This window comes from Oceanisphaera arctica (genome assembly GCF_002936955.1).
GTDB lineage: Bacteria > Pseudomonadota > Gammaproteobacteria > Enterobacterales > Aeromonadaceae > Oceanimonas > Oceanimonas arctica.
This window is the reverse complement of sequence record NZ_MPZM01000004.1, coordinates 57,358-78,038: the sequence shown is the minus strand read 5'-3', so window position 1 is coordinate 78,038 and position 20,681 is coordinate 57,358. Positions and strand designations below refer to the sequence as shown.

Below are 20,681 nucleotides of genomic sequence, written 5' to 3'. Positions count from 1 at the left end.
TAGGAATACCATTCCCCATTCCCCATTCCCCATTCCCCAATCCCGTTACTTCCAGCTGGCGGCGCGCTTGGCGTTTTGCAGCTTCTCGTAGGTGGCCAGCAGCGCCTGGTGGGCGGCAAAGTCCTTGAGGCTTTCGTCGGCCAGAGTCAGACCGTGGAAACGGGCGCTACCGTCGATTTGCTGCCACACCTGCGCAACGGTGTCGGCACCGAACATGCTTTCGAAGGCCGAGCGGTATTGTGCGGGCTTCCGCTCGTCCGACAGGTGCAGTTCCAGCGCGGCTTTCAGGCAGCGATAGTAACGGTGACGCTCGTCGCTGAACACGGAGGCGTTGAAGCTCAGGGTCCAGTCGGCGTATTCCAGGGCGGTTTCCCGCTCACCGGCGGCCAGTGCCAGCATGCACTTGAGCTCGCCTACGCGCAGGGTATGCCAGGCGGTGCCCTTGTTCGGGGCTATGCCGATCAGTTCGCGTACCCGGGTAAAGTCGTCCAGTCCTTCTTCTTCCAGCAGTTCGTACAGGCCCATCAGCTGCTCCGCGTCCGAATCGCTGGCCGGCAGGCTGAGCAGAGTGGCGCGAAGGCCGGCACCCATGCTGTTGTTGGCCAGTTGCAGATCCTCGACCGGGTAGATATCGGACATGCCGGGCACCAGAATACGACAGGCATACACGCCCAGGTGCTCGTAATCGGCGATGTACACTGGCTGCTCCAGTTGGTTGAAGATAGCCATCAGGTGATTGAATTCCTGCTCCGAGCTGCCGCTGAAGTCCCAGTCGGCAAATTCATAATCGGCCTGGTCCTTGAACATGTCCCAGCTAATCAGGCCCGAGGAGTCGATGAAGTGGGTTTCCAGATTGTGGTGGTCGGCTATTTCGTCATCTTCGAAGGAAGGCGGTACAAACACGTCCAGATCCTTCAGGCTGCGGCCCTGCAGCAGCTCGGTGACGGTACGCTCCAGCGCCACTTCGAAGCGCGGGTGGGCGCCGAAGGAGGCGAAGCAGGTGCTGTTGGTCGGGTTGAACAGCACCACGCAGATCACCGGGTATTCACCGCCCAGAGAGGCGTCGAAGGCGTGAATGGGGAAACCTTCCGCTTCCAGCGCCGCGATGGGCTCCTGAATGTGCGGGTAGCGGGCCATCACCTCGGCCGGAATGGTCGGCAGGCTGATGCGCTCGGCAATGATACGGTTCTTGATATGGCGCTCGAACACCTCGGACAGGCCCTGAGTGCGGGCTTCGGTGCGGGTGTTGCCGGCGCTCATGCCGTTGGACACATAGAGGTTGCCGACGATGTTCATCGGAATATAAACGGTCTGGTTGTCACCCTGACGCTCGAAGGGCAGGGCGCAGATGCCGCGTTCTTCGTTGCCGGACTGCAGATCGATCAGCATGTCGGCGGTCAGCTCGCCGTCCGGATCGTAAAAGCCGCGAGTATAGTCGTCGAGCACGCTGGCGGGCAGGCCGTTGTCGGCGGGCAGCGCAAACCATTTTTCGTTGGGATAGTGCACGAAGTCGCCGTTGGCGATGTCCTGGCCCAGATAGAAGTCGGCGAAGAAATAGTTGGTGGCCAGACGCTCGAAATATTCACCCAGGGCCGAGGCCAGGGCGGCTTTTTTGCTGGCGCCCTTGCCGTTGGTGAAGCACAGCGGGCAGTCTTTGTCGCGGATATGTACCGACCACACATTGGGTACCGGGTTCAGCCAGGAGGCTTCCTCGATATCAAAGCCCAGGGTGCTCAGCTGCTGCTGAAAATAGCTGATGGAATCCTCTAGCGCGGCGTCTTTGCTGGGGATAAAGGTTTTCATGGGGAGTCCTTGGGTGTGATCGGCAAAAAGGGGGCAGATCCTAACCCGAGCACAGAAATTGAACAAGCGGCATCATGAAAAGGGTGATTGAGAAAACAGGGTTGCCTCCACCGACACGCCACTGGGCTAGCCATCTTTGCTGGGCAACGGCTGCGAATATTCACTGGATATTCGGTCCATTACCCAACAAAGATATAGGGCAGAAGACTGCCCCATGGAGGCTCGGAAATGCCGTCTGACCGCCAGGGAGGGCGGGAATGCCGGAACGGCAGGAGCATTTTTCGGCCCTGGCATTTCACGGTCGGTGGAGGCAATCCCTGTTTCCTCTTCTTTAACTCCAAGTGCCCGCAGACGGCGCCAACAGGCAATGCCGGAGCATCAAGGAGGGCAAAGGGATCTGCTCCACCGACCATCACATGACATGGATGTCATGTGCTGAGCGTCACAGGGAGGTGCTTGAGCGGGTCGGCGGAGCGGGCCCTTTGCCCGATCTCAGCTAAATCAGCAGCAGCCGTTTAACCTGTTCAGCACGAAAAAGCCCGCCGGGTGGCGGGCTTTTGAACATTAAAACCAAGACATCGCTTACGGCAGCAGGTGCAGCATGCGGCGCAGGGGCTCGGCGGCACCCCACAGCAGCTGGTCGCCAACCGAGAAGGCGGACAGGTATTGCGGGCCCATGTTCAGCTTGCGCAGACGGCCAACCGGTACGGTCAGGGTGCCGGTCACGGCGGCCGGGGTCAGCTCTTCCATCGACAGCTGACGGTCGTTGGGGATCACTTTTACCCAGTCGTTGTGGCTGGCCAGCAGCTTCTCGACCTCGGGGATGGAGATGTCTTGCTTCAGCTTGATGGTGAAGGACTGGCTGTGGCAGCGCAGGGCGCCGACGCGCACGCAGAGACCGTCAACCGGAATGGCCTGCTCGATGCCGAGGATCTTGTTGGTCTCGGCCTGGCCTTTCCATTCTTCACGGCTCTGGCCGTTTTCCAGCTGGGAGTCGATCCAGGGAATCAGGCTGCCGGCCAGGGGTACGCCGAAGTTGTCGACCGGAAGATCGCCGCTGCGGGTTTTTTCGGTGACCTTGCGTTCCAGCTCGAGAATGGCGGAAGCCGGATCGGCCAGCTCGTCGGCCACTTCGTCACGCAGCATGCCCATCTGGGTGATCAATTCACGCATGTGACGGGCACCGCCGCCGGAGGCCGCCTGATAGGTGGACACGGCCACCCACTCGACCAGATCCTTTTCGAACAGGCCGCCCAGTGCCATCAGCATCAGGCTGACGGTACAGTTGCCGCCGACGAAGGTCTTGGCGCCATTGTCCAGGGCCTGCTGGATCTGCGTGCCGTTGACCGGGTCCAGCACGATCAGCGCTTCGTCATCCATGCGCAGGGCAGAAGCGGCGTCGATCCAGTAGCCGTTCCAGCCGGCGGCACGCAGCTTGGGATACACTTCCTTGGTGTAGTCGCCGCCCTGACAGGTCAGTACTACATCCAGCGCCTTGAGGGCATCGATGTCGTAGGCGTTCTGCAGGGTACCGGCATCGGTGCCGAAGTCGGGAGCTGGCTGACCCGCCTGGGATGTGGTGAAAAAGACCGGCTTAATGCGGGAAAAGTCACCTTCTTCCACCATGCGGCTCATTAATACCGAGCCCACCATACCGCGCCAACCGACCAGACCTACAGTTTTCATCATCAAATGTCCTTCCCTTGGAAGTGAATAAATAAATTGCCCTAAGGGTCTGTTGACCTTTCGCGGTGAAATCTGGTTCGAGTTAAACGCGTTTTTATCGCGACGAGAGGGGTGTAGCCTAGTAACCCTAAGCAAAGCCCTCTCAACAAAGAGAAAAGCGCGTTTAGCCGAACCCGCAGGGCAGCGCTTGTGGGGGCTTGCTACTGCGTTATCGCTTATTTATGTAGAGTGACTACACGGCATAAGCGCTGCCTTGTATCAAGCCCCCACAAACTGCTGCAAAAATCATCTCGAAAGGTCAACAGACCCTAATCACCATACTGATTGAGCAAAAAGGTGCAAGAAATAAAGGAAAGACGATGGTCACAACTTAGCCGCCGAGAGACAGAAAGGCGAGGATGAAGACCGGCGCGGCCAGGCTCAGGATAAAGCCGGAGACGATGGCGACCGGCACTATAGCCACACCGCCGGAACGCTGCAAAACCGGCAGGGTAAAGTCCATGGCGGTAGCGCCGCCATAGCCAATGGCGCAGGACGGGTGGCGGCGCATCAGGGCCGGGATCATCATGATGGCGACCAGCTCCCGGGCCAGATCGCTGAGAAAGGCGGCGCTGCCCATCACCGGCCCAAGCTGGTCGCTGATCAGGATGCCCGACAACGAATACCAGCCATAGCCGGACGAAAAAGCCAGGCCGTGGCTCAACGGCATGTTCAGCAGCCAGGCACCGGCCAGGCCGCCGCCCCAGGAAGTGACCATGACCACCAGGGCGATGGTCAGGCCCCAGGGATTGAGCAATATCTGCCGGAGCTTCATGCCGGAATTGCGCAGTTGTATGCCGATCAGCAGCAACAGCAGCATCAGCGCCCACTCGCTCAGGGTATCGACCGCAAACCAGTCGGGGTCGAGAAACTGCCCCAGCAGCACCCCCGCCAGTATCACCAGACAGAGCTTGACCGAGTCCAGCAGCAGCGTCCACTTGCTGATGACGGGCGCGCCCCGCTCGCCGCTGACCCGGCCGCGGCGCACATCCAGCAGCCAGAGTCCGGCCAGATTGGCCAGGGTAATGCAGGCGAGAAACACCAGACAGACGGTAAAAATGGTACCCAGGTGGGAGGTCAGGTTATCGACGAAGGCCAGGCTGATGCCCATCAAAAACAGGATCAGGTAGACCATGCGTGCCACCGATACATTGATGACATGCAGGATCGACTGGGAGCGGCAGGGGATGCAATAGCCCAGCGCCAGGGGCAACAACACGATAAGTAAGCCTGAGTACATAGAGTTTATCTTCCAATTTATTGATGTAGCTGGTTTTTTTACCGCTATATTCCATTGGTGACAGGATACGTGAGCCGAAATGGAAAAAAAAGCCGAAATATGTGCGGTGTGACTTTAGGCGCAGAGTCGGGATCTTGCGTGAGAGGCATAAGGGGTCCCGCGAAAGCCGAAGCAGTGGAAATATTCACACTTGATAATTTATTCGATATTTTTGCATAATATTATACTGTTGATAGAGTATTATCTTGTATAAAAAACCAACTAATGCGGTTTTTGAAAGTAGATTCTGTTGTTATTGACGCAAACAGATGGTAATTTTCCTTACGACGGTTAACAAGCTGTTAACCATTAATGCAACTATGCCGTCTTGTCGGCATCGGGAACAAGGGTCTAACGGATGAGTAAAGCTGCCCTGGAAGTGTCGGGACTGCACAAACACTACGGCTCCCTGGAAGTGCTGAAAGGCATCGATTTAAAGGCCGACAACGGCGACGTTATCTCCATTATCGGTTCTTCCGGATCCGGTAAGTCTACTTTTTTGCGCTGTATCAATCTGCTGGAAACCCCGTCGGCCGGTGAAGTACGGCTGCATGGCGAGCTGATCGAAATGCGCACCAATAAGGCCGGCGAGCGTGAGCCGGTCAGCATGCGCCAGGTAGAACGCATTCGCTCCCGGCTGGCCATGGTGTTCCAGAGTTTCAATTTATGGTCCCATATGACTATATTGGAGAACATCATCGAGGTGCCGGTGCATGTGCTCAAGGTGCCGAAGAAAGAGGCTATCGAAAAGGCCGAGGCGCTGCTGCACAAGGTCGGGCTCTATGAGCGGCGGGCATATTATCCCAGCCATTTGTCCGGTGGTCAGCAGCAGCGGGCGGCCATCGCCCGGGCTCTGGCGGTGGACCCCGAGGTGATGTTGTTCGATGAACCTACCTCGGCACTGGACCCCGAGCTGGTCGGCGAGGTGCTGGGGGTGATGCGTGGCCTGGCGGAAGAAGGCCGGACCATGTTGGTGGTGACCCACGAAATGAGTTTTGCCCGGGAAGTCTCCAACAAGCTGATATTTTTGCATCAGGGTCTGGTGGAGGAGCAGGGCGATCCCAAGCAGGTGTTTGCCCACCCCAGCTCGGAGCGATTCAAGCAGTTTATATCGTCGTCCTATTGAAGTCGGCGAGTAATAAATAACTGATACACAAGGCGTAATACAAGGAGTAATACTTATGAAAAAACTGTGGGTTGCGGGCGCTATCATGGCCACCCTGGCGGCAGGCGCGGTTCAGGCAAAGGAATGGAAAACCGTACGTTTTGGTATCGAAGGCGCTTATCCTCCGTTTTCCTGGACCGATGAAAACGGCGAGCTGCAGGGCTTTGACGTAGACATGGCGAATGCCCTGTGCGAGCAGATGCAGGTGAAATGCGATCTGGTGGCGCAAGACTGGGACGGCATTATTCCGGCGCTGCTGGCTCGTAAATACGACGCCATTATCGCTGCCATGTCGATCACCGAAGAGCGCAAGCGCACCGTGGACTTCACCGGTAAATACGCGCTGGTACCCAACAAGTTCGTGACCAAAAAAGGCACCGAGCTCGATTTGAGCAAGGAAGGCCTCAAAGGCAAGAAAGTTGGGGTACAAATCGCCACCACCCACGATAAGTATCTGACCGACAACTTCGGCAGTGACGTCTCTCTGGTGCGCTACGGTAACGCCGATGAAGCCTACCTTGATCTGAAGTCCGGCCGTATCGACTATGTGTTTCTGGACGCCACCGCCATTGAAGAAGGGCTGCTGAACAAGGACGGCGGTGATCAGTTCGAGTTTGTCGGCCCCTCGGTCACCGATGAGCAATGGTTCGGCGAAGGTTTCGGTATTGCGGTACGCAAGCAGGATAAAGACCTGAAAAACATGCTGAACAAGGCCATCCTGGATCTGCGTGAGAACGGAAAGTACGAAGAAGTGAACAACAAGTACTTTGAATACGACGTTTACGGCGGTTAATCAGCGTTTATCGGCCCCGTTTCGGGGCCGATATGATAGGAAATCGTTATGCTGGATCTGAAAGGATACGAAGGCGCCCTGATGGAAGGGGCGGGAGTCACCATACAGGTGGCCCTGTTATCATTACTGCTGGCGGTTACCCTGGGATTGCTGGGGGCACTGGCCAAACTCTCCTCATTCAAACCTGCCCGCTGGCTCGCAACCGGCTACACCACTGTGATACGGGGTATTCCCGATTTGGTGCTGATGATGCTGATCTTCTTCGGTGGTCAGGTATTGCTTAATAATTCACTCTATTCGCTCAACGAGAAGCTGAACGACTGGATAGGCGGCGGCGATCCCGCCCACGAGTGGGTCGGCTATTTACCCGACTATGTGGAAATCAGCCCCTTCGTGGCCGGCATCATCACCATCGGTTTTATCTTCGGCGCCTACATGACCGAAACCTTTCGCGGCGCCATTCTGGCCGTGGACAAGGGTGAGCTGGAGGCGGCCCGCGCCTATGGCATGAATTCGTCCCTGGTGTTTCGTCGTATTCTGTTTCCGCAGATGATGCGCCACGCCCTGCCGGGGCTCGGCAACAACTGGCTGGTACTGCTCAAGACCACGGCGCTGGTGTCGATCATCGGTCTGGACGACATGGTGCGCAAGGCCTCGCTGGCGGCGGGCGCCACCCAGCTTCCCTTTACCTTTTACATGGCGGTGGCGGTAATCTTCCTGCTGTTTACTACCCTGTCGACCTCCATGCTCAAATGGGCAGAGCGTCACTACGCCATTCAGACGAGGTAATAAATGGACTTTTCAATCATCATCAATGAATGGACCGTCTACTGGCAGGGGCTCTATACCACCCTGTTTCTGGTGGCCATCTCGCTGCTGCTCGGGCTGCTGATTGCGGTGCCGTTGGGCATATTGCGCAACAGCACCAACTGGCTGCTCAAGGGGCCGGCCTGGGCCTATATCTACTTCTTTCGCGGTACACCGCTGTTGATACAGCTGTTTCTGATCTATTACGGAGCCGGGCAATGGGTCTGGTTGCGGGAGTCGGTCGCTTGGGAGCTGTTCAGTCAGGCATGGTTCTGCGCCATTCTGGCCTTCACCCTCAATACCAGTGCCTATACCGCCGAGATTATTCGTGGCTCGATCAATGCCATGCCCAAGGGGCAGATTGAAGCGGCCTACGCCTATGGCATGAGCAAGATGACGACACTACGGCGAGTCATCCTGCCTAACTCGTTTCGCCGGGCCTTGCCGGCCTACAGTAACGAGGTGATCTTCATGCTGCACGGCTCGGCGGTGGCCGGGGTGATCACTATAGTGGATCTGACCGGCGCGGCGCGTATCGTCAACTCGCGCTACTACTCGCCCTTCGAGGCCTTTCTGGCGGCGGGCCTGGTGTATATGTGTCTGACCTTCCTGCTGGTCTGGGGCTTTCGCCGGCTGGAAAACTGCTGGTCCCGGCATCTTCAGCCCAGAACGAACTAAAGGCGTTAAGAGCAGCTGTTATCCTTTTTAGTCACAAGTTATTGATAATGACCGTCATGCGAAGCAGCAGCGCGGTTGCGCTCCGCCGACACGCTTCAAGCCCATCCATGGGGCGCTCGGCAAATGCCATCCTTGGCATGTGACGGTCGGCTCCGGCAATCCCCGCTGCCACTTCGTGAAGCTGCTGCGATGCCTGTCAGATACTGACCGTCAACTCCGTGCTCAGCCAAGGAGGGCAAAGGGTATCTGCTTCGCCGGCCCTCTGCGCCATGGATGGCACAGCGGAGCCCTCAGGGATGAGCTCACGACGTGCCGGAGAAGCAGTGCGCTTTGGCCGACGAAAGTGCACGATACGGCAAGCGACAAAAACTTGTGACTAAGAGACAGGCCTTAAGCTGTAAGCGATCAGCCAAAGATAAAAGCAGTGCCAAGCTAAAGAAAAAAACCGAGTCTGTGTAGGCTCGGTTTTTTCTTTTCTTACGGCTGACAGCTTAAAGCTGATCGCTGTCTGTTAAGCTTCTTTTTTCTTCTTGCGAATACTCAGCCCCAGCTCGCGACCGCGAAACTTGGCGTAGTAGGTATTGCCGATGAACATGGTGCTGGCCAGCACCAGCTCGACCAGCGCCAGCCAGCGTTCGCCTTCATCCACCCACAGCAGTGTGGCGGCATGCAAAAAATACGGCATCAGCAAGTAAACAGCCCAGGCATGGGTATAGGGATTGCCCTTGAGCATGCCCTTCATGGGAATAAACAGCCAGGGCAGCCACATTACCAGCATGAAGCTGACGCTCAGATCGGGGTGAGGAGAGATCAGTCCGTGCCAGAGGGCGACCCAGATGATCAGGCCAAAGTAGCCGGTCAGTGCCAGCCTACGCGCCAGTTTAATGCTCATTACAGAATTTCCAGCACCTGCTCGGGCGGACGGCCCAGGGCAGCTTGGTTGTTGTTGACGACGATGGGGCGTTCGATCAGCCTGGGGTGCGCTACCATAGCGGCGACCAGGGCATCTTCGTCGTGCACATCGGCCAGACCGAGACTTTTGTATTCTTCTTCCTTGGTACGCATCAATTCCCGGGCCGAGCTCATGCCCAGCTGTGCCAGCAGGGTCTTGAGTTGATCTGCGTCGGGTGGCGTGTCGATATATTTGATAATCTCGGGGTTCAGACCTTTCTGCTCCAGCAGGGCGAGGGTTTCCCGGCTCTTGGAGCAGCGGGGGTTATGATAGATACGTAGACTCATTCTAAACTCCAGTGGCGATGCAGCCGGCATGGTGCGAGTGATATTCGGGTAATAGTTCGGGTGATTGTATAAAAGCTAGTGCGGAGGGTACAGCATATGGGCAGGCATCAGTCTTTGTTTTTGGCCGTGTCGTTTTTGGCCACCTCGTTGGCGGGGTGTGGCGATGCGGCGACCCTGACCTTGTCGGACGGTGAACGTCGAGAGTTGAGTGATTATCGGGGCCAGTGGCTGGTGGTGAACTACTTCGCCGAGTGGTGCGCCCCCTGCCTGCGGGAAATGCCCCTATTGAATGAGCTGAACGAACTGAGCGAAGCCGAGGGGCCGGTGGTATTGGCGGTGAGCTTCGATGCCTTGTCGGGCCCTGAGCTGCAAAGCCTGAAGACGAGTTATCAGATGACGATGCCGGTGGCTGCCAGCCTGGAAGGATCCTGGCCGTTTGAAACGCCACGAGCACTACCGACCACCATGGTGATCAACCCGCGCGGCAATCTGGTAGACAGCCACCAGGGTGAACTGAAGGCGGAAGATCTGGCCCGCTGGCAGGCCCAATACTGGGGGGATTAGGGACTGGTGATCAGGGACTGGGAATTCGGCTCGTAGCTGCCACTTTAGTCGGCAGGGCCTGCGAAGCAGGCCTTTTAAGCTTTGAGCAGACCTGCTGAAGTGGCGGTTACAAAGGTGTGTGCAGTCCCCAATCCCTAGTCCCTAGTCCCTAGTCCCGCTCCTGGATCAGTTTCTCAACGCATCCCAGTCTTTCTGCTGCTGGCGCAGTTGCTCCAGACGGGCGCCGAGGCGAGCGCGTTGCATTGCGTCCTTCGACAGGTTGGCGGCAATTTCCATCTGATCCACCGCCAGATCGTAACGACCTTTCAGCGCCGCCACTTCGGCTTGAGCCTGACGGAAGGAGGACTCGTCACTCAACGGCCGGTAGGCCTGAGCGATTAGCTCCCAGGCCAAAAGATTTTCGGGATGACGGCGCAGATAGTTGTCGAGCAAGGTAGCGGCGTCCTGATGACGGCCCGCCTGCAGCAGGCTGTCGGCCAGGTTGATCATCACCACCTGATTATCTGGTAGTTGTTGCCGGGCGCGTTGCAAACGGGCGATGGCGCTATCGAAGCGGTCTTGGGCATTATCCAGGTCGGTCAGGGCATCGAGAATAAAGATGTTGTTGACGTGACGGCTGGCCAGGGCTTCCAGCAGGGGACGTGCCTTGTCGTATTCATTGTTCTGCAGCAATGCCATGGCCTGACCATAACGCGCGGCATCGGCTTGCCAGTTACCGCCCTCAAGGGCGGCCTGTTCAAAGAAAAGGTGCAAGTCACCGGAGCCGGATTGCTGAAAACGGACCATGATCCTGGCCTTGGCCAGTTGGAACTCCAGGCTGGCCGGGTAGATTTTGGCCGGGTAATCCTGGGCCCGGCTGCGGGCTTCGGCAATACGACTGGTGGGCAGCGGGTGGGTCAGCAGCATGGGCGGCGGCGTGCTGGCAAACTGATACTTGTCGGCCAACTTCTGAAAAAAACTGGCCATGGCATTGGGGTCGAAGCCGGCGTTATAGAGCAGACGAAGGCCGATGCGATCCGCCTCGAATTCATTATCCCGGGTATAGTTGATGGCCGACTGCATCTTCAGGCCCAGCGTGGTCTGCAGGGCCGCCATGCCCGCCTGCGGGTTGACTACCGCCAGCGCCACCGAGCCCACCAACCCCGCTATGGTCAGCGGAGTACTACGCGACTGGGACTCCAGATAGCGGGCGATATGACGCTGGGTAACGTGGGTAATTTCGTGGGCGATGACCGAGGCCAGCTCGCTTTCGTTTTCTGCGTACAGGAACAATCCGGTATGCAGCTGCACCACGCCACCGAGAAAGGCGCTGGCGTTGATGCTGTCGTCACGGATCAGCAGGAACTGAAACGGAAACCGTACCGAGTCGGCCTGGGACAAGAGCCTGAGCCCCAGATCGGTGACGTATTCGTTGAGCACAGGGTCGTCGCTCACCGGCTGGTTGGCCCGGGCAAAACGGGTAAAGGCCTGACCAAAGAGGGCTTCCCGCTCCACCGACATGGCGCTGACCCCGGCGGTGCCGATATCGGGCAGGCTGTTGGCGGCCTGTAGCGGCGTTAGAGTCAGCAGAGAAAAAACCAACGCCATCCTGGTGGCATGAAAACCCATTCTTGTTACCTTGTAGATAGTGCACTGCCAGCAGAATACTCGCCCCAATAAGGGGGAACAAGCATTGTTTGGTAGCCATAACAAAGGGATAATGTCTTTCTTTTTGGCCGGAGGTGCGGTGGAGATACTGGATGCGAGTGCCTGGCGATGTCCTCTGCCGCTGATCCGGGTCAAGCTCTGGCTGAAAGCGGCCGAGGCCGGGCAGCAGTTACGGCTTTTACTGAGAGACACGGGCTCTCGTCAGGATATACCCGCCTATGTTTCGCGCATGGGCCACCCGATTGAGGTGGTGGCCGACGATGGCGAAATGCTGATATTGACGATTACCAAGGCACCATAAGGAAGTTATTACATGCTGGATGTTCTCAAGCATTGGTATCGACAGCGGTTTTCCGATCCCGGTGCCGTTGCGCTGTTCCTGAGTCTGCTGTTTGGTTTTGTGGTGATGTATTTTCTGGGCCACATACTGGCACCTTTTTTCGCCGCCGTGGTGATTGCCTATCTGCTGGACTGGCCGGTCAGCCGGATGGAGCGGCTGGGGCTGACGCGTTGGCTGGCGGCTTCTGTGGTGCAGCTGTTATTTGCCATCATAGTCGTGCTGTCGCTTATCAGCATAGTACCGACTTTTTTGTCGCAAACCGCCAACCTGGCACGTGAAATACCGACCATGATCGGTCGCACTCAGGAGCTGTTACTGACACTGCCGGAGCAATATCCCGAACTGGTGGACGTGACCCTGGTGCAAAGTGTGCTGGACGATCTTCGGGGCCGCTTGCTGGGCTCGGCAGATGCCATTCTCAGCGTGTCGCTGAGTTCGCTGACCAATGCCGCCGTCCTGATGGTGTATCTGATCCTGGTGTCGGTGCTGGTGTTTTTCATGCTCAAGGACAAACGGGCTCTCTTGCACAGTGCGAGTCATTTTCTGCCACGTAATCGAGAGCTGGTGTCGCGGGTGTGGCATGAAATGAACGTGCAGATAGCCAACTATGTACGCGGCAAGGTGATCGAAATCCTGATCGTGGGCAGCGTCAGCTACCTGACCTTCATCCTGCTGGACTTGCGTTATCCGCTGTTGCTGGCAGTGCTGGTCGGCTTCTCGGTGCTGATCCCCTATATCGGGGCGGCGGCAGCCACGGTGCCGGTGGCCATGGTGGGGCTGTTTCAGTGGGGCTTTACGCCGCCTTTCTTCTACCTGATCGTCGCCTACGGCATCATTCAGGCGCTGGATGGCAACGTGCTGGTGCCCATCCTGTTTTCGGAGGCGGTCAACCTGCATCCCATCGCCATTATCGTGGCGGTACTGATGTTCGGCGGTCTCTGGGGGTTCTGGGGGGTATTTTTTGCCATTCCCCTGGCCACCCTGGTCAAGGCGGTGGTCAACGCCTGGCCCAGGCAGGATGATCTGCCGGCAAGCACCGATATTTAATGAAAAAGCATAATTAATACAAAAGAAATAAGGACTATATAGTGAGAGAACATTTTGGCTCGCGCTTCGGCTTTATCATGGCCGCCGCCGGGGCGGCGGTGGGGCTAGGCAACATCTGGGGCTTTCCGACACAGGCGGCCAGCAACGGTGGTGGCGCCTTTCTGATCGCCTATCTGGTGCTGGTGATGATGCTGGCCTTTCCGATGCTGGTGATGGAAGTGGCTATCGGCCGTTACGGCCAGGCCAACCCGGTGGACTCGGTACGCAAGCTGGGGCGCACGCCGCTGCAAAAGACCATTGCCTCGCTGGTCGGCTATGCGGGCATGCTGGTACCGAGCCTGGTGCTGTCGTTTTACGCCATCGTCGCCGGTTGGCTGCTGGCCTTTCTGGCGGCGGCGGTGACCCGTATCCTGGGCTGGGATGCAGCCACCGAATGGCTGGAAGCCTTCGGTCTGGGCCGCAACATCGTCTGGACACTGGTGTTCTACCTGCTCACCATACTGGTGGTTCAGGCCGGGGTACGCCGAGGCATAGAACGCTGGTCGGCGCGGTTGATGCCGGCGCTGTTTGTGCTGTTCCTGTTACTGTTCTTCTACATACTGACGCAAGACGGCGCCATGACCGGCCTGAAGCACTATCTGGTGCCGGACTTCAGCAAGGTGCTGGAGCCGGGCCTGCTGATCAGCGCCATGGGTCAGGCCTTTTTCTCGCTGACCATCGGCGGCTGCTCCATGCTGATGTACGGCTCTTATCTGAACAAGAACGAGAACATACCTCGCACCGCTTTTCAGGTAACGCTGCTCGATACCGGCGTGGCATTTCTGGCGGGGCTGGTGATACTGCCGGCGATGTTCGTTGCCATGAAAAACGGCGTCACCATCTTCGCGGAAGACGGCAGTCTGCTCAGCTCCGATACCCTGGTGTTTGTGGTGCTGCCGGCGCTGTTCGATACCATGGGCCCGATAGGGCTGGTGATGGCTCTGGTGTTCTTCGTGTTGATGGGCATAGCGGCGTTGACCTCGTCCATTTCCATGCTGGAAGTGCCGGTGTCTTACACTACGGAGCGCTTCAAGGCCTCTCGGCCGCTGATGACCTGGCTGCTGGGCGGCGCTCTGGCGTTGTTCAGCGTGGCTATCTGCCTGAACTTCGGTGCCCTGTTCGGCTTCGTGATCCGGCTCTCGACCCAGAACATTCAGCCGCTGGTCGGTCTGGGCTTCTGTGTGCTGGGCGGCTGGATGTGGGGACGGGCCAAGCTGTTTGAAGAGCTGGTACAGGGTTCGCCCGAACTGGCCGGCAGCGTATTCTGGCGCATCTGGCCCTGGTATGTACGCATTGTGTGCCCGCTGCTGGTGCTCTTGGTGATCGGCTCCAGCTGGTGACCCCTTCGGGAAGCTGTAAGCCATAAGCGGTCAGCTGTAAGTGGAGTTGTATGCAAGGCCGGGGACAGATCCCCGGCTATGGTATGGCTTGCAGGGAGTAGGTTGGGATTCGCTTCGCTCATCACCAATCTACAATATCCCTATTCCCTATTCCCTGAAATCAGTACAGCATGCTGTACAGCTTGCGGCGGTAGCGGGAGGCGACCGGATCGGCGCCCATGGTGGTGAGCATGTCCAGAAAGTGCTTTCTGGCTTCACCAAACGCCAGATCTTTTTGCAGTACCTCGGTCAGCAGCTGCAGGGCTTCTTCCTGACGGCCAGACTGAAAATACAGTACCGCCAGCTCTTCTTTCAGTTGCAGAGAGTCCGGTTCGGCGACGAGCTTCTGTTCCAGTTCGCGCAGCTCGGGACTGTCGGCGGCTTCTTCCGCCAGCTCTAGCCGGGCCAGAATATGCTGATACTGACCATCCTGATCCGCCATGCCGATGGTGGCCAGCAGCTGCTTGGTTTCTTCCAGCTTGTTGAGTGCCAGCGCCGCTTCTGCCAGACAGAGACGTATGGTCGCCGTGTCTTCCAGCGCACGGGCCTGCTGCAGCAGGCCGTAGGCCGCTTGTGGGTCCATGCCCAGCATCTGCTTGGCCTGATCCAGCAACAGCTCGGCTTCGTTGGGCTGATAGGGTTGCAGAAACTGCTTGATGCCATTCTCGTCCTGGGGACCTTCCAGCACATCGACCGGCTGGCCGTCCTTGAAGGCGACCATGGCCGGCAGCCCCCGCAGGCCCAGCTGTGATGCCAGACTCTGCAACTGCGGATCTTCCACATCGACCTTTGCCAGATCGATATGACTGTTATCGGCCCCGATGAGTCGTTCCAGCAGCGGCGTCATCGGCTGGCATTCGGGCACCGCCTGGGCGTGAAAATAAATCACCACCGTTTTGTTCGTGGATGCTTCGATAAGCGCTTGCTGAAAATTCTGCACATTGATGTCAACGATCATAAACAGGGTCTCACTCAGGAGTTATGAATTTGAGGGGTTATGCATAAATTGGGTTGCGGCCCGGTGATTTCAAGCTCGAAGGGCAAATCCGCCAACCTGAGTAGAGTTGGCTCCTGCCCTGTCTGACCGTCGATAATTCCGGTCTGGTCGTCGATGGCGAGCGTAAGCCAGCTGTGTGCCAGCGGGTACTGATAAAGTCGATAGGGGAGGTTATCCAGGATGGCGCAAGCCTGATCTGGTTGCCAGAGCACTCGTTGCAGATTATTGGCGATGCCCCCGCCGTGGGCCTTGAGCACCGCTTCCTTGACCGTCCACAGACGGATAAAGTCGGCCGATGAGGTTTGGCTTCGGCTCAGCCATTGCTGCTCTTGCTCGTTAAAGTAGCGACGGGCCAGGCGGGTTATTTGTGCTGCGGAGAGCTGTCGGCCTTCGATATCGATACCCAGACTGCCCTGATTGCCGATGGCCAGCGCCAGGGTATCGCCACTGTGGCTGATATTGAAATGCCAGCCAGCCTGTTCCAGCAGGGGTTTGCCTTTGGCATCGATATGAAACGGAATACGGCTCGGCGCCAGCATCAGCCGGTCGGCAAGCAGCTGGCGAAGCAGATAACGGCCCAGTAAAAACAGCCTGGCCTGGCGCGGGTGACTGATGCTGTCGAGGCGGGCGAGCTCTGCTTGAGAGAGCGATTTTCGAGCATTATCGGGCAGGCTGACGCCGCCACTGTTACAAATCAATAATTCGGTGAAAATATCTTTGTTTTTGCTCATATTTTTTTTGCCAAGTCCCCGGGATCTGCACTAGTATCTTTGAAATTGATAGCTGGTTGCCATTATTCATATGAAAAAGGTAATTCTTCTTAGCAGTTTGCTGCTGCTTTCCGGTTGCAGCGGCATGCCGAAATATGAGTCAGGAAAAAAGACAGCTGGAAAAAAACCGTCTTCTTCCCTGACTTACAGTATCAGCACCGGTCCGATGAAGCCCAGGTACGCACAGGGATCTGTCCGGAGCCTGGACCAGGTTTATCAACGCTGGCGAGGTGTGCCTTATCGCTTTGGTGGCGTCGATACCGAGGGTATCGATTGCTCGGCCTTTACCCGTACCCTGTATCAGGAAGTATACGGAATGGAGTTGCCCAGAAGTACCTACGAACAGGTGACATTGGGCCGGGCTATTGCCAAACAGGAATTGCAGCCGGGCGATTTGGTGTTTTTCCGTACCGGAAGCACCCAGCATAACGGGGTTTATGTTGGCGACGGCAAATTTGCGCATGCCTCTTCCAGCGTGGGCGTGACCATTTCCCGGTTGGATAATGTGTACTGGCGTAGTCGCTACTGGCAGGCCCGTCGTTTGCTCGACGAACGATAAAAACCGGGATTAGGGATTCGAGTCCCTAATCCCTAATCCCTAATCCCGGCTTTAATCACTCACCCTGAAAACGATTCAGATCGTTCATTACCTGCAGCAGCAGCGACAGCTCCGGGCTGGCGTCCGGTTCGGTTTTATAGTCCCTTGCCCGCAACAACTGAACGTCGCCCCGACGATTGAACAGAGTAATGTCATCCTGTTGGTAGATAACATATTCATCTTCATCAGACGCCAGTCGCCAACGATTGGCGTCTGCCTTGAACAAGGATTGACCGGTGCTGTAACTACGCAACGGGCTTTGTACACCCAGCGCCTGGCGCATCAGGGTCGGCATCAGATCCAGTTGACTGGTCGGGTGGCTGAAGCGGGCTGGCTGACGCTGAGCGGGCCAGCCGATGACCAGTGGCACCTGCAGCTGATAAGGCGAGTAGGCGCTGCCGAAGCCCCAGGTATTATTGTCGTTATCGTTGAATTCCATGCCGTGACCGGAGGTGACGATAATCAGGGTGTCGCGTCCCTCGACCTGCCTGACCCTGGACAGTAACTGCCCCAGCAAACGATCGGTATAGAATGCCGCGTTGCGATAACGGTTGAACAGGGCGTCGCGCTGCTCGTTCTGGTAGGCCTGGGTCGGATTCAGCTGCTGCAGCGAGGGCTGAAAAGGCCCCTTTGTATCGGCGGGCAGATCCAGTTCATTGAGCGCATCCAGATAGACGAAAGAAAACCAGGGGCGTTCATTATCCTGCTGTTCCAGCCAATGGCTGAAGTCGGCCGCCGCTTTCCGATCACCTTCTGCCCCATTGACGGCGGTGTCGAACGGCTGATTGCGCAAGGTCGAAAAAATGGCATTCCGGTACAGTGGTTTATCCAGCCCACCGCTGGCAAAGAGGCCAAAGCGATAGTCCTGGCGTTGCAGTTCGTCGATGAATACCGGGGCGATGCCTTCCTGCTCGGCATCGCGCTGGTAATGGGACGGCAGGCTGTAAAACAGGCTGAACAGGGCGGAACGGGGCTGGTTACCGGCACTCAGGTGATTATCGAAACGCAGATGACGACTGGCAAAACGATTCAGATTGGGCATGGTAATGGCATCAAGCTGATCGGCGCGCAGGCCGTCGGCTACCACCAGCAGAATATTGGGCGAGGTGTCGGGCGCCTGTACCGACAACGGGCGTAGCGGGTAATTCAGCCGCCGTTGTGGCTGCTCCGCTACCTGCCGAGATAGCTGGCGATATTGATCTTCGTCCAGCCAGCCCTGTTTGATCAGAAAGCTTTTAGCGGTCATCGGATAAGACAGCGGAAAGTTGGCCTTCTGATCGGTGATGGGAGTATACACCAGGGCATCGGCCCAGATATGGACGCTGTGAGTCAGAAAAAAGCTCGCCAGCAGCGGCAGCGCCAGCGGTAATGTCAGTGAACGCCGGCGACGCTGGCTCCAGCGCCAGAGCCAGTTGGCCAGCCAGAGTTCAAACAGAAACAGCACAGGTACCCACACGAACAGCCAGCCCCAGCCGGAGGCTTCTTCGGCCTGGGCCTGTTCCAGCAGTAATCGCCAGACGGTCGGGTTGAGGTGAAACTTGAACAGGCTGAATACCTGGGTGTCCACCAGCAGCAGGGTCAGGGCGCCGGTGGCGATGGCGGCGCCCAGGAACTGTACCGCCCGAATTTTGGGAAACAGAAAGGTCAGCGGGAACAGGGTCAGCAGATAGGTGAAGAAGCTCAGAAAGGCGAAATGCCCGACCCAGCTTGTCAGCATGTAGCCACCACCCAACAGGGTATCGGGCCAGCCGGCGATCAGCAGGTAACGGCTCGAAACCAGCAGCGCGAGCAGGATATTGAAAAATACCAGCCAGTGCCCCCAGCCGATCAGGCGAGAGACATTGTCGCGATAGATATTACCGGTTTCGAGCATAATTCAGTGGTTTCTATTAGCAAAAAGGCTCTTAGTGAGCTCCTTTCTGGGTGTCGACCGAGGATGTCAATACCTTGGCGAACTTGTCGGCAATGGCTTTGCGCTGCCCCGGGGAGATTTGATGATTGATGATATGGGTGGCCAGGTTACCCAGCACCATCAACCGCAGATCGGCCGGTGCCAGATGTTTGTCCATCACGGCTTCCAGCTCGCTCAGTAGTTGATCAAATTGTTTATCGTACTTGGAAATAACAGGCATGGGCGTTCAATCATGTAACTTGGTAACAGGACGACTATAATACCCCACCCCTTCTGGCAACTCTACGGCAATCTGTTATGAGCCTGGACATCGAACACATCATAGTACACTCCCTGTTTCTGGATGAGCAGGGCCAGACCCAACTGGCCACCCGGGAGCAGGAGCTGGCCACGGGCCCGGCGGTTAGCCACCTGATGGGCGAGCTGCACCATATCTACAACACCAAGGCCGGCAAGGTATTCGGTTACTTTAATGAAGAAGATTCCGGCTTTCGCGACCTGGTGCGACGAGCCGAAGATCAGAGCCTGAGCTTTGCCGCTTTTACCCATCAGGCGGCCGAGCGGCTGCTGGCCGAGCTGACCCGGCTGGACATGAGCGAGCAGGGCGTCTTGCTGTTTGTGCGCTATCAGTGGCTGGGCGCGCATTACTTGTTGATCGCCCTGCTGGACAACAAGGACAGCGTCACCGTGACCGAAAAGCTGGAAGTCAGTCAGGCAAGCTACCTGGATCTGGGCAAGATGCAGCTGGCCGCCCGCCTGGATCTGACCGAGCTGCAGAGCCGACCCGACTCCCACCGTTATTTTTCCTTTATCAAGGGCCGGGCCGGACGCAAGGTGTCGGACTTTTTCCTGAATTTCCTGTCCTGTGTCGAAGGCATGGATCCCAAGGCCCAGAGTCAGGGTCTGCTGAAGGCGGTGGACGAGTTCTGCGAATCCCGCCAGCTCAGCAAGGAAGAAAAGCAGGAGAGCAAGGCGCTGGTCAGCAAATACTGCCGCGAGCAACTGAAAGAAGGCGAAGAGCTGGAACTGCGCGAGCTGTCGGCGGAGTTGGGCACCGATGACGATCTGGATTTTTATCAGTTTGTCAGCGAGGAATACCAGCTGGAAGACAAGTTTCCGGTGGATAGATCTGCCCTCAAGGGGCTGACCAAATACGTCGGCTCCGGCGGAGGCCTGACCATTAGCTTCGATCAGAAGCTGCTGGGCGAGCGTATACAGTACGACGCCGCCACCGATACTCTGGTCATCAAAGGCGTACCGCCCAACCTGAAGTCTCAGCTGCAGCAAGGCTGAAAAACTGTCGTAAGGGGGAAGTGTAAGGAGTGATGTGTCACACAGACGCCGCTGCTTTGTCTTTCCCCTCACTCTTCCTGCCTGACCCTCCCCCTCATTCCACCACTCCTCACATCCATCTGAAGGGATGAGTTGTCCTGTTTTCAGTGGATAACCCCACTGATGAAAATGATAAAACAACGACAAGTCTGCACCTTCTTGTGTATTGGACTCGGTCATGCTCGTTTTTTTTTGCAGTCGCAAAAATAAAGGAAGCGGATGCCCTTGTTTGGCGTGATGTCTTGGCTTGCGACTGTTCCTGCGCTATTCGATAAGAAGAAAAATTGAAATTAAAACCTTGGACTAATATCTGGGAAATTTATTTATTATGAATTTTAATTTCGTAATTTAATTACTTTATATTTGTCTTGGTCCAATGGTTCTCACCCTTTAAGTCCAGTAATAACAGGCTTTGTAGCGGTAGTTCGTTGATTTTTTGTTTTGGCTGTTATGTGACTGATGTTGTGTTTTTGTTAACTTTGGTCTTGACCTTTTTCGGTTTTTTACGCAACTTAATAGCCGTACCGCAGCGCAGAATAAACGGAAACGAAAACAGGGCAGGCGGCA

The 20,681-nt window shown here is 56.8% G+C and carries 20 protein-coding genes; 10 read left to right on the top strand and 10 right to left on the bottom strand.

Annotated features, from left to right (window positions below):
• Positions 1 to 45: 45 nt before the first annotated feature.
• The 3 genes from ycaO to UN63_RS03195 all read right to left on the bottom strand — a co-directional run bounded on the left by ycaO (position 46) and on the right by UN63_RS03195 (position 4,768).
• Positions 46 to 1,803, bottom strand: a complete 1,758-nt coding sequence (gene ycaO, locus UN63_RS03205) for a 30S ribosomal protein S12 methylthiotransferase accessory factor YcaO (protein WP_104485337.1) — start codon at positions 1,801 to 1,803, stop codon at positions 46 to 48.
• Positions 1,804 to 2,385: 582 nt separating this feature from the next.
• A complete protein-coding gene (gene asd / locus UN63_RS03200; protein WP_104485407.1) occupies positions 2,386 to 3,489 on the bottom strand; it encodes an aspartate-semialdehyde dehydrogenase in 1,104 nt (367 codons plus the stop codon).
• A gap of 370 nt (positions 3,490 to 3,859) precedes the next feature.
• Complete coding sequence (locus UN63_RS03195) at positions 3,860 to 4,768, bottom strand: LysO family transporter (RefSeq protein ID WP_104485336.1); 909 nt, start codon at positions 4,766 to 4,768, stop codon at positions 3,860 to 3,862.
• A gap of 397 nt (positions 4,769 to 5,165) precedes the next feature.
• Here UN63_RS03195 and UN63_RS03190 point away from each other — a divergent pair, with 397 nt between their 5' ends.
• From UN63_RS03190 to UN63_RS03175, 4 genes are read left to right on the top strand one after another with little or no spacing between them, the layout of a single operon-like run.
• The gene (locus UN63_RS03190) at positions 5,166 to 5,933 is read left to right on the top strand and encodes an ABC transporter ATP-binding protein (RefSeq protein ID WP_104485335.1); all 768 of its coding nucleotides are present in this window, start codon (positions 5,166 to 5,168) and stop codon (positions 5,931 to 5,933) included.
• A 55-nt stretch (positions 5,934 to 5,988) separates the two neighbouring features.
• Positions 5,989 to 6,765 carry an ABC transporter substrate-binding protein gene (locus tag UN63_RS03185; protein WP_104485334.1) on the top strand — a complete coding sequence of 259 codons (777 nt, stop codon included), beginning with the start codon at positions 5,989 to 5,991 and terminating at the stop codon, positions 6,763 to 6,765.
• Positions 6,766 to 6,813: 48 nt separating this feature from the next.
• Positions 6,814 to 7,554 carry an ABC transporter permease gene (locus tag UN63_RS03180; RefSeq protein WP_104485333.1) on the top strand — a complete coding sequence of 247 codons (741 nt, stop codon included), beginning with the start codon at positions 6,814 to 6,816 and terminating at the stop codon, positions 7,552 to 7,554.
• Between the two features lie 3 nt (positions 7,555 to 7,557).
• Positions 7,558 to 8,250, top strand: a complete 693-nt coding sequence (locus UN63_RS03175; protein ID WP_104485332.1) for an ABC transporter permease — start codon at positions 7,558 to 7,560, stop codon at positions 8,248 to 8,250.
• A 511-nt stretch (positions 8,251 to 8,761) separates the two neighbouring features.
• On the opposite strand, the gene UN63_RS03170 is transcribed toward UN63_RS03175, so the two are convergent.
• Together UN63_RS03170 and arsC are read right to left on the bottom strand one after the other, a co-directional pair.
• Positions 8,762 to 9,142 carry a DUF2069 domain-containing protein gene (locus UN63_RS03170; RefSeq protein WP_104485331.1) on the bottom strand — a complete coding sequence of 127 codons (381 nt, stop codon included), beginning with the start codon at positions 9,140 to 9,142 and terminating at the stop codon, positions 8,762 to 8,764.
• On the bottom strand, positions 9,142 to 9,489 hold the full coding sequence (gene arsC, locus UN63_RS03165) for an arsenate reductase (glutaredoxin) (protein WP_104485330.1): 348 nt from the start codon (positions 9,487 to 9,489) through the stop codon (positions 9,142 to 9,144). The genes UN63_RS03170 and arsC overlap by 1 nt, the downstream gene beginning before the upstream one ends.
• A gap of 96 nt (positions 9,490 to 9,585) precedes the next feature.
• Here arsC and UN63_RS03160 point away from each other — a divergent pair, with 96 nt between their 5' ends.
• Positions 9,586 to 10,053, top strand: a complete 468-nt coding sequence (locus UN63_RS03160; RefSeq protein WP_104485329.1) for a TlpA family protein disulfide reductase — start codon at positions 9,586 to 9,588, stop codon at positions 10,051 to 10,053.
• A gap of 165 nt (positions 10,054 to 10,218) precedes the next feature.
• Here the strand turns inward: UN63_RS03160 and bepA are convergent, their stop codons facing one another.
• Positions 10,219 to 11,661 (bottom strand): beta-barrel assembly-enhancing protease, encoded by a 1,443-nt coding sequence (gene bepA, locus UN63_RS03155; RefSeq protein ID WP_104485328.1) that lies wholly within the window; start codon positions 11,659 to 11,661, stop codon positions 10,219 to 10,221.
• Between the two features lie 118 nt (positions 11,662 to 11,779).
• Between bepA and UN63_RS03150 the strand changes: the two genes are divergently transcribed.
• Genes UN63_RS03150 through UN63_RS03140 form a run of 3 tightly spaced genes read left to right on the top strand, consistent with a single transcriptional unit; the run spans position 11,780 to position 14,466 of the window.
• Positions 11,780 to 12,001 (top strand): sulfurtransferase TusA family protein, encoded by a 222-nt coding sequence (locus UN63_RS03150; protein ID WP_104485406.1) that lies wholly within the window; start codon positions 11,780 to 11,782, stop codon positions 11,999 to 12,001.
• Between the two features lie 12 nt (positions 12,002 to 12,013).
• On the top strand, positions 12,014 to 13,087 hold the full coding sequence (locus UN63_RS03145) for an AI-2E family transporter (protein WP_104485327.1): 1,074 nt from the start codon (positions 12,014 to 12,016) through the stop codon (positions 13,085 to 13,087).
• A 41-nt stretch (positions 13,088 to 13,128) separates the two neighbouring features.
• The gene (locus UN63_RS03140; protein ID WP_104485326.1) at positions 13,129 to 14,466 is read left to right on the top strand and encodes a sodium-dependent transporter; all 1,338 of its coding nucleotides are present in this window, start codon (positions 13,129 to 13,131) and stop codon (positions 14,464 to 14,466) included.
• Between the two features lie 160 nt (positions 14,467 to 14,626).
• On the opposite strand, the gene UN63_RS03135 is transcribed toward UN63_RS03140, so the two are convergent.
• Both UN63_RS03135 and UN63_RS03130 read right to left on the bottom strand, forming a co-directional pair.
• The gene (locus tag UN63_RS03135) at positions 14,627 to 15,463 is read right to left on the bottom strand and encodes a tetratricopeptide repeat protein (RefSeq protein WP_104485325.1); all 837 of its coding nucleotides are present in this window, start codon (positions 15,461 to 15,463) and stop codon (positions 14,627 to 14,629) included.
• 14 nt (positions 15,464 to 15,477) lie between these two features.
• Complete coding sequence (locus tag UN63_RS03130; RefSeq protein ID WP_104485324.1) at positions 15,478 to 16,233, bottom strand: 4'-phosphopantetheinyl transferase family protein; 756 nt, start codon at positions 16,231 to 16,233, stop codon at positions 15,478 to 15,480.
• A 205-nt stretch (positions 16,234 to 16,438) separates the two neighbouring features.
• On the opposite strand from UN63_RS03130, the gene UN63_RS03125 reads away from it, so the two are divergent.
• Positions 16,439 to 16,831 carry an NlpC/P60 family protein gene (locus tag UN63_RS03125; RefSeq protein WP_373294589.1) on the top strand — a complete coding sequence of 131 codons (393 nt, stop codon included), beginning with the start codon at positions 16,439 to 16,441 and terminating at the stop codon, positions 16,829 to 16,831.
• Positions 16,832 to 16,886: 55 nt separating this feature from the next.
• On the opposite strand, the gene UN63_RS03120 is transcribed toward UN63_RS03125, so the two are convergent.
• Both UN63_RS03120 and UN63_RS03115 read right to left on the bottom strand, forming a co-directional pair.
• On the bottom strand, positions 16,887 to 18,743 hold the full coding sequence (locus UN63_RS03120) for a DUF3413 domain-containing protein (RefSeq protein ID WP_104485322.1): 1,857 nt from the start codon (positions 18,741 to 18,743) through the stop codon (positions 16,887 to 16,889).
• A gap of 31 nt (positions 18,744 to 18,774) precedes the next feature.
• Positions 18,775 to 19,002, bottom strand: a complete 228-nt coding sequence (locus UN63_RS03115) for a YejL family protein (RefSeq protein ID WP_104485321.1) — start codon at positions 19,000 to 19,002, stop codon at positions 18,775 to 18,777.
• Positions 19,003 to 19,079: 77 nt separating this feature from the next.
• Here UN63_RS03115 and yejK point away from each other — a divergent pair, with 77 nt between their 5' ends.
• Positions 19,080 to 20,075, top strand: a complete 996-nt coding sequence (yejK, locus tag UN63_RS03110; protein WP_104485320.1) for a nucleoid-associated protein YejK — start codon at positions 19,080 to 19,082, stop codon at positions 20,073 to 20,075.
• The last annotated feature ends 606 nt before the right edge of the window (positions 20,076 to 20,681 follow it).